Below are 14,035 nucleotides of genomic sequence, written 5' to 3' on the forward strand. Positions count from 1 at the left end.
GATGACCTTCACCGACTGGGACATTGTGCGCAATCTCCTGCTGGCGGCGCGCTGGACGTTATTGTTGTCGCTGACCGCTTTTATCGGCGGCACGCTGGTGACGTTGCCGTTGCTGTTACTGCGTCTCACCAAACGCCGCTGGCCGACGCTTTTTGTCCGTCTGTATTCCGAGCTGTTTCAGGGCACGCCGCTGCTGATGCAGCTATTCCTGGCCTTCTTCGGCCTTGGGCTGTTTGGGATTAATGTCAGCCCGTGGACCGCCGCCGCGCTGGCGCTGACGCTGTATACCAGCGCTTATCTGGTGGATATCTGGAGCGGCAGTATTGCCGCATTACCGAAAGGCCAGTGGGAAGCGTCGCGCTGTCTCGGCCTGAATTTCGGCCAGACGTTATGGCGGGTGATCACCCCGCAGGCGCTGCGCATTGCTATCGCGCCGACCGTCGGGTTTTCCGTACAGGTGGTGAAGGGGACCGCGCTGGCCTCGATTATCGGTTTTGTCGAACTGACCAAAGCCGGAACGATGCTGAACAACGTGACGTATGAGCCGTTCAAAGTGTTTGGATTAGTGGCGCTGGGCTACTTCCTGATGTGCTATCCGCTGTCCCGTTACAGCCAGCATTTAGAAAAATCATTGCGTGGAGAGAAACAGTAATGCCACTGATCACCATCAACCAGGTTCAGAAATTTTACGGTCAGAACCACGTACTGAAAGGCGTGGATCTGGATATTGACAGCGGCGAAGTGATTTCGATCATCGGCCGCAGCGGTTCAGGGAAAAGTACGCTGTTGCGCTGCATGAACGGGCTGGAAGGCTATCAGGAAGGCAGCATCAAACTCGGCGGGATGACCATTACCGACCGCGATTCTCAGGCGCGTGACATCAGCCGTTCCGTGGGCATGGTGTTCCAGAGTTTCAATCTTTTCCCGCACATGACCGCGCTGGAAAACGTCATGCTGGCGCCACGCCGCGTGCTGAAAAAGTCCGCTGCCGAATGCCGTGAACTGGCCGCGCAGATGCTGGCGAAAGTCGGTCTGGCGGATCGCATGGATTATTACCCGTCGAATCTTTCCGGCGGCCAGCAGCAACGCGTGGCGATTGCCCGTGCGCTGGCCATGAACCCGAAAGTGCTGCTGTGTGATGAAATCACCTCGGCGCTGGATCCGGAACTGGTCGGCGAAGTATTGAAAGTGCTCGAGCAACTGGCGAAAGAAGGCATGACGCTGGTGCTGGTGACACACGAAATGAATTTTGCCCGCGAAGTGGGTGACCGCGTGGTGTTTATGCATCAGGGCACCGTGTGGGAACAGGGCGAAAGCCGGGCGCTGTTTGCTAACCCGCAAACGCCGGAGTTAAAACAATTTATAGCATCCGTACGCGGCCTTACTGAGGCTGCCGCAAGCTAACATCGTAAAGGATTAACTATGTCAGATTTCATCTCTCCCGGACAAATCAACCCGCCAACCCGTCTGCTGATGGGGCCGGGACCCATCAATGCCGATCCGCGCGTACTGCGGGCGATGGCGAGTCAACTGGTCGGGCAATATGATCCGGTGATGACCGGCTACATGAACGAAGTGATGGCGCTGTACCGCGCCTTGTACAAAACCGACAATCAGTGGACGTTCCTGATCGACGGCACCTCGCGCGCCGGTATCGAAGCCGTGCTGCTTTCCGGTATCCGTCCGGGCGACAAAGTGCTGGTGCCGGTGTTTGGTCGTTTCGGTCATCTGCTGTGCGAAATTGCCCGTCGCTGTCGTGCGGAAGTTCATACCCTCGAAGTGCCGTGGGGCGAAGTGTTTGATCCGCAGCAAATCGAAGATGCGATTAAATCCGTTAAACCGCGCTGGTTGCTGACCGTGCAGGGCGATACCTCCACCACCATGTTGCAGCCGCTGGAGCAACTGGGTGAAATCTGCCACCGTCACGGCGTGCTGTTCTACTCCGATGCCACGGCGTCCTTTGGCGGTAACCCGCTGGAAACCGACGCATGGGGTTTAGACGCCGTATCTGCCGGTTTGCAAAAATGCCTCGGCGGTCCGTCAGGCAGTTCGCCGGTGACCATCAGCCCGCGCTTTGAAGAACAAATCCGTCGCCGTAAATGTGTCGAGCAAGGTATCCGTACCGCCGACCATGCTGACGGCGACGACGAGATGATCTACTCCAACTATTTCGATCTGGGGATGATCATGGATTACTGGGGGCCGGAGCGTCTTAACCACCATACCGAAGCCACCAGCATGCTGTTTGCGGCGCGTGAATGTGCGCGCATCATTCTGGAAGAAGGGCTGGATACCGGCATCGCCCGTCATAAATTACACGGCGGCGCATTACTGGCAGGCATTCAGGGCATGGGGCTGGAAGTGTTCGGCGACCTGAATAACCGCATGAGCAATGTACTCGGCGTAGTCATTCCACCGGGCATCCACGGCGAACAGGTTCGCCAGATGATGCTTAATGATTTCAGCATTGAAATCGGCACCTCATTTGGTCCGCTGGCCGGGAAAATCTGGCGTATCGGCACCATGGGTTACAACGCGCGTAAAGACTGCGTGTTGCAAACGCTGGTGGCGCTTGAAGCGGTGCTCAACCGTCTCGGCTTTGCGTCAAAATACGGCGCAGGGGCGCAGGGTGCCTGGGATCATTACGCGGGAGGTCAGTAATGGCTGAAGCTTTTACGCTGGCTGCGGTTTCAGAAAGCGCAAAGCTTGCCGCTGAACGGGTGATGGCGCGTTGCGACGCACTCGCCGCCATCAGCGAAACGCCGGGACAACTGACCCGCGTCTATCTCTCGCCGGAACATTTGCAGGCTAACCGACAGGTGGGCGAGTGGATGACCGCCGCCGGGATGCGTGTCTGGCAGGACAGCGTCGGCAATATCTGCGGGCGCTATGACGGGCTGGATGCGACAGCACCGGCCATTTTGCTGGGATCACATCTCGACAGCGTGCGTAATGCCGGGCGTTACGACGGCCCGCTGGGCGTGCTGACCGCGCTGGAGGTGGTGGCGCATTTCCATCAGAACGGCATTCGTTTGCCGATGGCGGTGGAAATTGTCGGGTTCTGCGATGAGGAAGGCACACGTTTTGGCATCACGCTGCTCGGCAGTCGTGGACTGACCGGTACCTGGCCCGCGGACTGGCTGGAACGTCAGGACGCGCAGGGGATTTCGGTCGCCCAGGCGATGCGTGATGTCGGGCTGGATCCGCTGAGAATCGGCGCATCACAGCGTGCGGTCAGCGACTTTTGCGCTTACCTGGAATTGCACATCGAGCAGGGGCCGTGCCTGCAAACGGCGGATGTGCCGCTCGGCGTGGTCACGGCGATTAACGGCGCGCGTCGCCTGAATTGTGAATATACCGGTCACGCCGGTCATGCCGGTACCGTGCCGATGGGGCAGCGTCAGGACGCGCTGACTGCCGCCGCCGAATGGACGCTGGCCATTGAAAGTATCACCACCGCCACCGGCCGCAATCTGGTGGCGACAGTGGGCACGCTGGAATGCCTGCCGGGTGCGGTGAATGTCATTCCGGGACAGGTGAAATTGTCGCTGGATGTACGCGGACCGCGTGATGATGATTTATCGGCACTGCTGGAAACGCTGCTGGCGAAGGGCCGCGATATTGCTGCACGTCGCGGGCTGACGTTTGCCGCCGAACAGTTTTATGGCATCAGCGCGACTGAATGTAACGACGGTTTGCAGCATCGTCTCAGTCAGAGCGTTTTACACTTGCAGGGACAGGCGATGTCGCTGCCAAGCGGCGCAGGGCATGACGCGATTGCTATCGCTGAATGCTGGCCGGTCGGCATGTTGTTTGTGCGCTGCAAGGACGGCATCAGCCATCATCCTGATGAATCGGTCACCACCGGCGACGTGGCTTACGCGGTGCAGGCGTATATCAATACGGTGCTGAGCTTTGCTGAGGGACATTTATGACCTTTGAAGAATTCAACGCATTATCCGAATTCGAAGCCGTTGCGTTGTTACGCCCGCTGGTGAATATCCCGTCGTGGGCGAAAACCGTCAGCGATGCGCGGCCTTATGCTTCTGTGCAAGACGTATTGCACAGCGCCGGAGCGGCCTGCGAAAACTGGCAGCCGGAAGATATTACTCAGGCGCTGTCGGCGCACCCGCGTATCGGTGAACGCGCCGCCGGTGCCAGTAAAGAAGCGCAGCTTTCCCGTGGCGAACAGGCGACGCTCAATATCAGCCAGCAGGCAGTGATTGATGCACTGCACGAGGGGAATCTGCGTTATGAACAGCGTTTCGGGCGGGTGTTTCTGATCCGCGCTAAAGGGCGCAGTTCAGGGGAGATCCTTGATAATCTGCAACGGCGGCTACAGAATTCGCCGGAGGCTGAAGATCAGGAAACGGCGCAACAACTCAAAGAAATTACCCTGCTGCGTTTAAAGGAGATATTTCAATAATGACCCGCATCACTACCCATATTCTCGATACGTCTTTAGGGCAGCCCGCGGCGAATGTGCGCGTCTGGCTGGAATGTATTGAAGGGCAGAACGTCACGATCATCAGTGAAATCCAAACCGATGCCGATGGCCGCGCCGCAAAATTAACGCCGGAACCGGTCACCTCCGGGCATTACCGGTTGTGTGCGGATATCGGCGCGTATTTCGCCGCCACCGGTCGTGAGACGCTGTATCACTCGGCGATCATTGATGTGATGATCGACGGTGATCAGGATCATTACCATCTGCCGCTGCTGATCAGTCCGTATTCTTATTCAACGTATCGCGGCAGTTAGATCTTTCTGTCAGTCAGCCCATCAGCAGGTGCGGATGTTTAAGCCGCACGCTTTGGGTCAGCGCGGCGTGGCTGACATCGCGGTCACGGTTGCCCTGACGGACCTGTTGCAGGAACGCCATCAGCAGCGGATTTGGCCGCTCGCGGCGTGACATCAGCTCCGGCTGCCCCTGCACACCCATAAAGAACGGATGATTGTTCAGCTCAATTGCCTGCGCCTGTTCGCCACTTTCGTCATACCCTGAAACGATCAGCCCGGCGTTTTCCAGCTCAGCCAGCAAATGCGGATTCAGATAGCGGCGCTGGTTGTAGCGCAGCATAAATTCATCCCCCGTTTTATTGGCCAGCAGGCTGCCGTTGCGGGTAATGACCGGATGATTCCCCACACGCGGCTGCACGTGCTCGGCCAGCGGCAACGCGGTTTGCAGGCTGCCGAGCGTCGACGGCCCGTGCATCACCACGCGTTCCTGCCCGAGCACTTTCTGCCCCAGCGCAGTGATCATCTGATGCATACCCTGATTAATCCCTAATACCGGCGTCTGGTTTTCCAGAGCCCAGGTGGCGGTCGCCAGTTGTCCGGCCTGCGTGTCGCTGCGGGTGAGTGTCGCGCCCGGCAACATAATGCCGTCAACCTCAAACAGCGTGCAATCAAGCTGGCTGCCCAGTAACGTCGATGGCACATAGATCACATCAATGTTCATTGCCAGTGCATCGGCGGCGTCTCCCAGTGCAGCCAGCATCGCCGGATAACTGTCACGCTGCTCGGTAAAATCCCCGACCAGTGCCACGCGCAGGGTTTTTCCTGCCCGCATGACCGGTTGTGAAACCGGGCCTAATGCCCAGCGGCCAAAGGCATCACGCCCCCAGCCGTTGCTGCGAATTTTGCCGGTGATGCCGTCTTCCAGCTGGAATTTATCCTGATTACGCACCACGGTTAATGATTCAATTTCAATACCCTGTTCCGCGATTTGCACTGCCAGTTCTGCGGATAACGGTTCACGCAACGGTACGACGATATCTTCTTTAAGTGCCCGATAAATCAGGGATTCAACACCGGATTCTTCACCCGCACCGCGCCCGGTCAGGCGCTCAAGCCACAGCAGTCCGCTGGTCAGTGCATGCCCTTGCGCCGTCACGTGCTGGCGGGCATTCGGGTAACGTTGCGCATCATGGCTGACGGGAAAGTGACACAGCGGCAAAGCGCGTAGCTCAGCAAGTATCGCTGCCATCGCGCCGTACAACGCAGGTTCGGGCGTGGAGTGGGCAATAAAGGTGATAGTCATCAGTGATCCTCTGTCAGATGTTTTTGCGGGGGTATTGAATGCAAGAAGTGATCCACACCGGGATGTTTTTACATGCGCTGACAAAAAGACAGGGGCAGCTCGCAAAGCGGATTTTTCGTCACACTTCATTGCTATAAAACGGCGCGCTGTTCAGACCATAACGCGCTAAGGTAGCGCCAGTTGTTCTAACCCATCATTCATTAAGGAAGCATCATGTCAGCATCGCTTTATGGCAGTACGGCGGCACAATTTGTTCGTGGTTTACAAAATCTTTCAGCCTTGCTGGAAAAAGGCGCGGCATGGGCAAAGGAAAACGGAAAATCAGAAGAAGAAGTCCTGAATACCCGTCTGGCAGAAGATATGTATCCACTGGCGCGACAGGTGCAAATCACCAGTGATATGTCGAAAGGCGCAATTGCCCGTCTGGCCGGTATCGCCGCGCCTGCAATGGAAGACAGTGAAGTAACATTCGCCCAGTTGCAGGAGCGCATCGCCAAAACGCTGCGTTTTATCGAAAGTGTGGATGCACAACAGCTGGAAGGCGATGAATCCCGTGAGATCGTGGTGAAAGGCAGAAATCGTGAAATGAAATTTACTGCGCACAGCTATGTTACCGTGTTTGCCGTGCCGAACTTCTATTTCCACATCACCACCGCCTACAACATTCTGCGCCATCTGGGCGTGAACATCGGTAAAATGGACTTTATTGGTGGGAACTAAACAGACAGGCAGGAATTAAAAATGCCCCGGCTGAAAAGTCCGGGGCATTTTTTTAGTCATGTAACAAATAGGTATCGGCATCGCGCCAGGCGGGGAAGGTTTCGCGGTAATCCTGTAACGCTTCCAGCGACAACTCTGCGTCGATAATCATCGCCGAACCCGGCTCAGCACGCGCCAGCTCTTCCCCCTGCGGATTAATAATCAGGCTGTCACCGCTGTAGTAGTGGCCGTTGTCATCAGTGCCGACGCGGTTGCATCCGGCGACATAAGCCTGATTTTCAATCGCCCGGGCGGCGAGCAGCGTCTGCCAGTGGCGGCTGCGCGGGGCAGGCCAGTTGGCGACGTAAAGCGCCAGGTCATAATCCTGCCGGTTGCGGGAATACACCGGAAAACGCAGGTCGTAACAGACTTGCGGCAGAATGCGCCAGCCGCGCCATTCGACGATTTCACGGCGTTTGCCCGCTACATAATAATTGTGCTCACCGGCCATGCGGAACAGGTGACGTTTATCGTAAAAATGCACCTTGCCCTGCGGTTCAACCAGCAGGAAACGGTTCACGGCGCCTTCCGTAGTGCTTAACGCCACACTGCCGCCAATCATTGCCCCGAGTTGTTTCGCCCACTGTTGCAGCCATTGCACGACACGCGATTCAGGCAGCGCACTGCCCGGTGCCTGCATGGCGAAACCGGTGGTAAACATTTCAGGAAGAACAATCAGGTCGCGGCCAGTCAGCGCACTGAGCAGGCCGTCGAAATGTGCGAGGTTCGCCTCGCCATCCAGCCACACCAGCGGCTGTTGCAATACGGACAGTTTTAAAGTTGACACAGGCGCTCCGAAGCAGCGTCCAGCGTGGCTTCCTGTTTGGCAAAGCACAGCCGGATCAGTTTATGTGGGAAAGGCGCGGCGCAGAAGACCGACATCGGAATGGCCGCCACACCCACATGTTCAGTCAGCCAGTGGCAGAATGCAACATCGTCTAAACCGGACACCTCGCTGTAATCGACCAGCAGAAAATAGGTGCCCTGGCTCGGTAAAACTTTCAGACGGCTGTTCGCCAGCCCTTGCGCCAGACGGTCGCGCTTGGCCTGATAAAAGGCCGGTAATTCCTGCCAGTGTTCCGGCGCTTCACGCAGCATATCCGCCAGCGCCAGCTGAACCGGCGTGGTGACGGAGAAGGTCAGATACTGGTGCACCTTGCGCAGTTCGGCGCTGATAACCGCCGGTGCGATGCAATATCCCACGCGCCAGCCGGTCATGTGGTAAGTCTTGCCGAACGACGATACGGCAATGGCGCGCTGACGCAGCTGCGGATGTCGCAGCACGCTGGCGTGACCTTCCGGCGCAAAACAAATGTGTTCGTACACTTCATCGCTCAGCACGAAAATGTGTTTATCCGCAATGATCTGCCAAAGCTGCCCGACGTCGCTGTGGCTCCAGACGGTAGCCGACGGGTTATGCGGCGTGTTGATGATCACAAGCTTTGTGCGGTCGGTAATCTGATCGGCGAATTCCGCCCAGTTCACTTTGAATTCCGGTGGCTGCAACTGAATGCGTTTCATCACGCCGCCTGCCAGTTCTACCGCCGGGGCGTAACAGTCATAGCTCGGGTCGAAAGCAATCACTTCGTCGCCTTTCGACACCAGCGCGGTGATGGCGATATACAGCGATTCTGTCGCGCCCGCCGTGATGGTGATGTCGGTGTTGGCGTCCGGTGCATAGCCGTAAATCTGTTCGGTTTTGGTGGCAATCGCTTCACGTAGCTGCGCCGTGCCGGTCATCGGTGCGTACTGGTTCGCGCCCTGACTGACGTGATACGCCAGACGATCCCTCAGATATTGCGGGCCGTCGAAATCAGGAAACCCCTGCGACAGGTTAATGGCATTGTGTTTCTGCGCCAGCGCACTCATTTGGGTGAAAATCGTGGTGCCTAATGCAGGAAGTTTACTTTCGGGGATCAATGCTGCTGTGCTCATGGCGGGTCAATACTCCTGGACCGTTGACCTGACAGGCGTCAGGTGTGCAAATAGCGATGTTGCTCACAATATAACACGATGTTAATATTTGGCAATCGAGACGCTTAGATGGCTAAATGCCAATTCGATCTAAGCCGCAACACATTGAATATATCGCGGTAAAAAGCGTCTATTTCATTCCGAACTCCGTCCCTCAACGCACAGCTTTTCAGGAATACGATGACAGAGAATTTGCAACTGGGCGCGCTGCTGGCAGCCTGTCACTGGATTGGTCAGAAGGGCTGGAGCCCGGCAACGGGCGGCAATATGTCCGTGCGCGAAGGCGATGCTCATTGCCTGATCACCGAATCGGGAAAAGACAAAGGATCACTCACCGCAGACGATTTCCTGCTGGTGGAACTGGAAAGCGGCCTTGCGCCCAGCGGACGTCGTCCTTCTGCGGAAACCGGCCTGCACACCATGCTGTATTCCCGCTATCCTGAAACAGGCGCGGTGCTGCATACCCATTCGGTCAATTCGACAGTGTTATCGCGGGTAGAACGCAGTGGTGCGCTGGTGCTGGAAGGCTATGAGATGCAGAAATCGCTCAGCGGCCAGACCTCGCACCTTGATCAGGTGGTGATCCCGATTTTCGACAACAGTCAGGATATTCCCGCGCTGGCGCAGAAGATCATCGCATCAGCGGAGCACGCGCCGTTGCAGTATGGTTTTCTGCTGCGCGGTCATGGGCTGACCTGCTGGGGACGGGATGTGGCCGAAGCGCGCCGCCATCTGGAAGGGCTGGAATTTTTATTCCAGTGTGAACTGCAACGTCGCCTGCTGGAGGCTAAATGATCCGCGCCATTGTGACTGATATTGAAGGTACCACCACGGATATCCGTTTTGTGCATCAGGTGTTGTTCCCGTATGCCCGTCAGCGTCTTGCTGAATTCCTGCGCCATGAGCATGAACAGCCGGACGTTGCGGCGGCACTGGATGCCTTACGCGCAGAAATCGACCGGCCACAGGCCAGCGTCGAGGCGCTGATTGAACAACTCTTTACTTACATGGATAACGACGTGAAATCGACGTCGCTGAAAGTGTTGCAGGGCATCATCTGGCGTACCGGTTATGAAAACGGTGATTTTCGCGGGCATCTGTATGCTGACGTCGCACCGCAGCTGGAAGCGTGGAAAGCTGAGGGTCTGCAACTTTGCGTGTATTCCTCGGGGTCGGTGGACGCGCAAAAGCTGTTGTTTGGTTACAGCGATGCCGGTGATTTAACCTCGCTGTTCAGCGGATATTTCGATACCCGCGTCGGTGCTAAGCGTGAAACGGAGTCGTATCAGAACATCGCTGAGCAACTGATCCTGCCGCCGCAGGATTTACTGTTTTTATCAGACATCCGTCAGGAGCTCGATGCCGCGCGCTTAGCGGGCTGGCATACCTGTCAGCTGATCCGCGATGACGCGGACGAACTCAGCGATCACCTGCAAGTTAATCGTTTTGATCAGATAGCCTTAGAAACATTCTTATAAGAGGGTTGACCATGAGTGCATTAACGATTTTTAGTGACCAGGATCCTTCCGCACCGTTGTGGGAAAGCCGCGACGGGGACGCGATCGCTGCTGAACTGAGCAAAATTGATGTGCGTTTCGAACGCTGGCAGGCTGACCGTGATTTAGGCGAGAACCCGCAGCCGCAGGACGTGATTGCCGCCTATCAGCATGAAATCGACAAACTGGTCGAAGAGAAGGGCTATCAGAGCTGGGATGTGATCAGCATGCGCCCGGACAACGAACAGCGTGAGGTGCTGCGCACCAAATTTCTCTCTGAACATACACATGGCGAAGACGAAGTGCGTTTCTTCGTCGAAGGTGCCGGGCTGTTTTGCCTGCATCTGAACGGCAAGATTTTTCAGATCCTGTGCGAGAAAAACGATCTGATTTCCGTACCGGCTAATACCCGCCACTGGTTTGACATGGGCGGATCCCCGTCGTTTACCGCGATCCGTGTATTCGATAATCCGGAAGGCTGGGTGGCGCATTTCACCGGCGATAAGATTGCGGATGCATATCCGCGGATGGGGGAGTAAGCTTTGACTCCCTCCCCCTTCGCAGGGGGAGGAGTAAAACCGAGTTGTTTGCCACAGTTTGCCGGGAGGAGAAAAGATTACTTCAACGCCTTCGCAAACACACCATCCCGAACCTGCTCCGGCGTCACCACCCCCACATCCAGCACCCATCCGCTGATCAACTCCGCCGGTGTGACATCAAACGCCGGGTTATAAACCTGCGCGCCGAGCGGCGCCCATTGTACGGAACCAAAGCTGCCGGAAACGCCGGTCACTTCATTTGCCGCGCGCTGTTCGATAGGGATGGCGGCACCGTTCGGGCAGTGCGGGTCATGGGTGGTATGCGGCGCGGCAACATAGAACGGAATACCGTGATATTTCGCCAGCACCGCCAGGCTGTAAGTGCCGATTTTGTTGGCGACATCGCCATTCGCAGCAATGCGGTCAGCGCCGACCCAGATGGCATCAACGCGTTTTTGCGCCATCAGGCTGGCGGCCATCGAATCACAAATCAGCTGATAAGGAATACCCAGCTCGCCTAGTTCCCACGCGGTCAGGCGCCCCCCTTGCAACAACGGACGGGTTTCATCCACCCAAACCTGTTCTACATTGCCCTGTTCATGGGCTCGGCGGATCACGCCGATGGCCGTGCCGACGCCCGCTGTTGCCAGGCCGCCGGTGTTGCAGTGGGTGAGCAGACGGCTGCCGGGCGTGACCAGTTTTGCGCCGTGAGTGGCAATGCTGTCGCACAATGTCTGATCTTCATCCACCAGCCGCAATGCTTCTTCCACCAGCGCTTTCACGTAATCAGCTTGTTGCAACGCGGCCTTCATACGGTCGAGATTGTTCATCAGATTCACTGCGGTCGGGCGCGAGGCGCGCAATGTCTCCAGAGCCTGATGCAATTCATCCTGCGCCATTCCCTGTTCGGCCAGCAGCGCCAGCAACAGACTGGCGGACAAACCAATCAGCGGCGCACCGCGTACGCGCAGGGTGCGGATGTGATCCACCAGTTCGCTGACATCACGGCATTCGCGCCAGTCTGAACGTTGCGGCAGAGCTTGCTGGTCGAGGATCCACAGCTGGTTTTCACGAATACGTAAACTGGTGGTTGTGAGGCTTTGCATTGTTAGTTAAATCCTTGTTGCCCGGTTGCATCTGTTCACTTATTCTGCCAACATGCTTCACGGATGTATAGACGTCTAAACGCTTTAAAGGCTAAAAAAAGAATTCGAGAGGTCAGGATGTCACGCTACTACACATTTACCGCCAACGATGCCGTTGAATATGCCCGTCAGTTTGGTGGCGTGGCGGATCCGCAATCTCTTGTCACGGCCGATGAAATCGGTGACGGAAACCTGAACCTGGTGTTTAAGATCCGCGATACTGCGGGGAAAAACCGGGTGATTGTAAAACAGGCGCTGCCGTACGTGCGGTGTGTGGGGGAATCCTGGCCGCTGACGTTAGATCGTGCGCGCATTGAAGCCGAAACCCTGATTATCCACGGCCAGTACTGTCCGCAGCACACGGTTAATGTGTTGCATCACGACGCTGAACTGGCGGTGATGGTGCAGGAAGATTTATCGGATCATCAGATCTGGCGCAGTGAACTGGTACTGGGGAAACATTACCCGCAGGCGGCAGCCCAGCTCGGTGAGTATCTGGCACAGACACTGTTTCATACTTCCGATTTCTACCAGAATGCGCAGGCCAAAAAAGCCGAAGTCTCGCGTTTTACCAACCCTGAATTGTGTCAGATCACCGAAGATCTGTTCTTCACCGATCCGTATGTTGACCATGAGCGCAATAATTTTGAGCCGGTATTGCAGCCGGCGGTGGATGCACTGCGTCAGGACAAACCGCTGCGTCTGGCTGTGGCCGCGCTCAAACATCGTTTCCTGAGCAAGGCCGAAGCGCTGTTGCACGGTGATATTCACAGTGGTTCGATTTTTGTTGCTGAAGGCAAACTGAAAGCCATTGACGCGGAGTTCGGTTATTACGGCCCGATGGGCTTTGATCCCGGTTCTGCTATCGGCAACCTGTTGCTGAACTATTGTGGTCTGCCGGGGCTGGTGGGTGTGCGCGAGGCGGCGGACGGCCGCGAGCAGCGCCTGAAAGATGTGCGTGAACTGTGGATGAGTTTCTCAGAGCGTTTCCTGCAACTGGCGCGGGATAAATCTCAGGATCCGACGCTGGCGGAAACCGGCTATGCCGGACTCTTTTTGCAGGAAGTCTGGCACGATGCCGTCGGTTACTGCGGCGCGGAGTTAATCCGTCGCACCATCGGCCTGGCACATGTTGCTGATCTCGATACCATTAAAGATGATGCGATGCGCGCCGACTGCCAGCGCCATGCGCTGAGCCTTGGGCAAAAACTGATCCTCACTGCACAACAAATCGGCGATGTGGAGTCACTTATTGCGCGGATACGTCAGTTCAGCTAATCCTGTAAGTTTCTTGTATAATGCCCGCCTTCGAGGTGCGTAGGGGTAAACCCGGTGGCATTTCCTCGGTTTACTTTTAACAGGAATACAGAATTATGATGCATAACCATGTCTTACGCAGCGTGCGCTACATGTTGGATTTAAGCGAAGGCCAGCTGATCGAGATCCTTAAAACCACCGGTACGCCCGTCAGCCCTGACGTGATGTCGCGTTATCTGAAAAAAGAAGACGAAGAAGGTTACATGGAAGTGCCTGACGAAGTGATGGCGAACTTTCTCAATGGCCTGATTACCTTCAAACGCGGTAAAGACGATCGCTTCCCGGCACCGGAAGTGGAAAAACGCCTGACCAATAACATCATGCTGAAAAAACTGCGTGTGGCGTTTGAGCTGAAAACCGAAGACATGATTTCTGTACTGACGGCGGCTGATTTCAAAGTGTCTGAAGGTGAACTGAGCGCATTCTTCCGCAAAGAAGGCCACAAAAATTACCGTCCGTGCGGCGATCAGGTGATGCGTTATTTCCTGAAAGGGCTGACGGCGAAAGTGCGTCCTAAAAAAAGCTGAATATAAAGTATTCATGAAATAAATATTTATATACTGAATACTTTAATAGTGAATAATAAGCGGGAGCCTTTTTTAAAAGGCTCCCGCTTTACGTTTATTTACTCTGTAATGACGAAATTTCGTTATTTTACTTCCCACATCACGTTTCTCTAGTTTATTTTTGACAGCATATTAATTCGGAAACTATCTTCATCCTTCGCCGTAATACCTCAGGGCACTATTTCAAAAAATAAAA

Annotated in this window: 16 protein-coding genes; 12 read left to right on the top strand and 4 right to left on the bottom strand. The window is 55.8% G+C overall.

What is annotated here, in order from left to right; genetic code table 11:
• The first annotated feature begins 1 nt into the window (after window position 1).
• From LC431_RS08290 to uraH, 6 genes are read left to right on the top strand one after another with little or no spacing between them, the layout of a single operon-like run.
• Window positions 2–652, top strand: coding sequence for an amino acid ABC transporter permease (locus LC431_RS08290; protein WP_099049209.1), 651 nt, complete (start codon window positions 2–4; stop codon window positions 650–652).
• Window positions 652–1,404 carry an amino acid ABC transporter ATP-binding protein gene (locus LC431_RS08295; RefSeq protein ID WP_037036540.1) on the top strand — a complete coding sequence of 251 codons (753 nt, stop codon included), beginning with the start codon at window positions 652–654 and terminating at the stop codon, window positions 1,402–1,404. Before LC431_RS08290 ends, LC431_RS08295 begins: the two co-directional genes overlap by 1 nt.
• A gap of 18 nt (window positions 1,405–1,422) precedes the next feature.
• A complete protein-coding gene (locus LC431_RS08300) occupies window positions 1,423–2,661 on the top strand; it encodes an alanine--glyoxylate aminotransferase family protein (RefSeq protein WP_013574267.1) in 1,239 nt (412 codons plus the stop codon).
• Window positions 2,661–3,935, top strand: a complete 1,275-nt coding sequence (gene hpxK, locus LC431_RS08305) for an allantoate amidohydrolase (RefSeq protein ID WP_223509683.1) — start codon at window positions 2,661–2,663, stop codon at window positions 3,933–3,935. Before LC431_RS08300 ends, hpxK begins: the two co-directional genes overlap by 1 nt.
• Complete coding sequence (uraD, locus tag LC431_RS08310; RefSeq protein WP_112151326.1) at window positions 3,932–4,426, top strand: 2-oxo-4-hydroxy-4-carboxy-5-ureidoimidazoline decarboxylase; 495 nt, start codon at window positions 3,932–3,934, stop codon at window positions 4,424–4,426. Before hpxK ends, uraD begins: the two co-directional genes overlap by 4 nt.
• On the top strand, window positions 4,426–4,761 hold the full coding sequence (gene uraH / locus LC431_RS08315; RefSeq protein ID WP_223509684.1) for a hydroxyisourate hydrolase: 336 nt from the start codon (window positions 4,426–4,428) through the stop codon (window positions 4,759–4,761). Before uraD ends, uraH begins: the two co-directional genes overlap by 1 nt.
• Before the next feature lie 13 nt (window positions 4,762–4,774).
• On the opposite strand, the gene LC431_RS08320 is transcribed toward uraH, so the two are convergent.
• Complete coding sequence (locus tag LC431_RS08320) at window positions 4,775–6,043, bottom strand: glutamine amidotransferase (RefSeq protein ID WP_013574271.1); 1,269 nt, start codon at window positions 6,041–6,043, stop codon at window positions 4,775–4,777.
• 213 nt (window positions 6,044–6,256) lie between these two features.
• On the opposite strand from LC431_RS08320, the gene LC431_RS08325 reads away from it, so the two are divergent.
• On the top strand, window positions 6,257–6,763 hold the full coding sequence (locus LC431_RS08325) for a DUF1993 family protein (RefSeq protein WP_112151325.1): 507 nt from the start codon (window positions 6,257–6,259) through the stop codon (window positions 6,761–6,763).
• 52 nt (window positions 6,764–6,815) lie between these two features.
• On the opposite strand, the gene LC431_RS08330 is transcribed toward LC431_RS08325, so the two are convergent.
• Both LC431_RS08330 and LC431_RS08335 read right to left on the bottom strand, forming a co-directional pair.
• The gene (locus LC431_RS08330) at window positions 6,816–7,589 is read right to left on the bottom strand and encodes an amidohydrolase (protein ID WP_112151324.1); all 774 of its coding nucleotides are present in this window, start codon (window positions 7,587–7,589) and stop codon (window positions 6,816–6,818) included.
• Entirely contained in the window at window positions 7,577–8,737 is a 1,161-nt protein-coding gene (locus LC431_RS08335; RefSeq protein WP_013574274.1) for a pyridoxal phosphate-dependent aminotransferase, read from the bottom strand. Before LC431_RS08335 ends, LC431_RS08330 begins: the two co-directional genes overlap by 13 nt.
• Window positions 8,738–8,956: 219 nt before the next feature.
• Here LC431_RS08335 and LC431_RS08340 point away from each other — a divergent pair, with 219 nt between their 5' ends.
• Genes LC431_RS08340 through LC431_RS08350 form a run of 3 tightly spaced genes read left to right on the top strand, consistent with a single transcriptional unit; the run spans window position 8,957 to window position 10,811 of the window.
• A complete protein-coding gene (locus LC431_RS08340; RefSeq protein ID WP_013574275.1) occupies window positions 8,957–9,571 on the top strand; it encodes a methylthioribulose 1-phosphate dehydratase in 615 nt (204 codons plus the stop codon).
• The gene (mtnC, locus tag LC431_RS08345) at window positions 9,568–10,254 is read left to right on the top strand and encodes an acireductone synthase (RefSeq protein ID WP_013574276.1); all 687 of its coding nucleotides are present in this window, start codon (window positions 9,568–9,570) and stop codon (window positions 10,252–10,254) included. Before LC431_RS08340 ends, mtnC begins: the two co-directional genes overlap by 4 nt.
• An 11-nt stretch (window positions 10,255–10,265) precedes the next feature.
• Entirely contained in the window at window positions 10,266–10,811 is a 546-nt protein-coding gene (locus tag LC431_RS08350) for an acireductone dioxygenase (protein ID WP_013574277.1), read from the top strand.
• A 77-nt stretch (window positions 10,812–10,888) separates the two neighbouring features.
• Here the strand turns inward: LC431_RS08350 and mtnA are convergent, their stop codons facing one another.
• Entirely contained in the window at window positions 10,889–11,917 is a 1,029-nt protein-coding gene (mtnA, locus tag LC431_RS08355) for an S-methyl-5-thioribose-1-phosphate isomerase (protein WP_121019608.1), read from the bottom strand.
• A 117-nt stretch (window positions 11,918–12,034) separates the two neighbouring features.
• Between mtnA and mtnK the strand changes: the two genes are divergently transcribed.
• On the top strand, window positions 12,035–13,234 hold the full coding sequence (mtnK, locus tag LC431_RS08360; RefSeq protein WP_153374802.1) for an S-methyl-5-thioribose kinase: 1,200 nt from the start codon (window positions 12,035–12,037) through the stop codon (window positions 13,232–13,234).
• A 95-nt stretch (window positions 13,235–13,329) separates the two neighbouring features.
• Window positions 13,330–13,800: a DUF1456 family protein gene (locus LC431_RS08365; RefSeq protein ID WP_013574280.1), complete on the top strand. Its 471-nt coding sequence runs from the start codon at window positions 13,330–13,332 to the stop codon at window positions 13,798–13,800.
• The last annotated feature ends 235 nt before the right edge of the window (window positions 13,801–14,035 follow it).

The organism is Rahnella sp. GSA61A (genome assembly GCF_019969905.1).
In the GTDB taxonomy this organism is placed as follows: domain Bacteria; phylum Pseudomonadota; class Gammaproteobacteria; order Enterobacterales; family Enterobacteriaceae; genus Rahnella; species Rahnella aceris.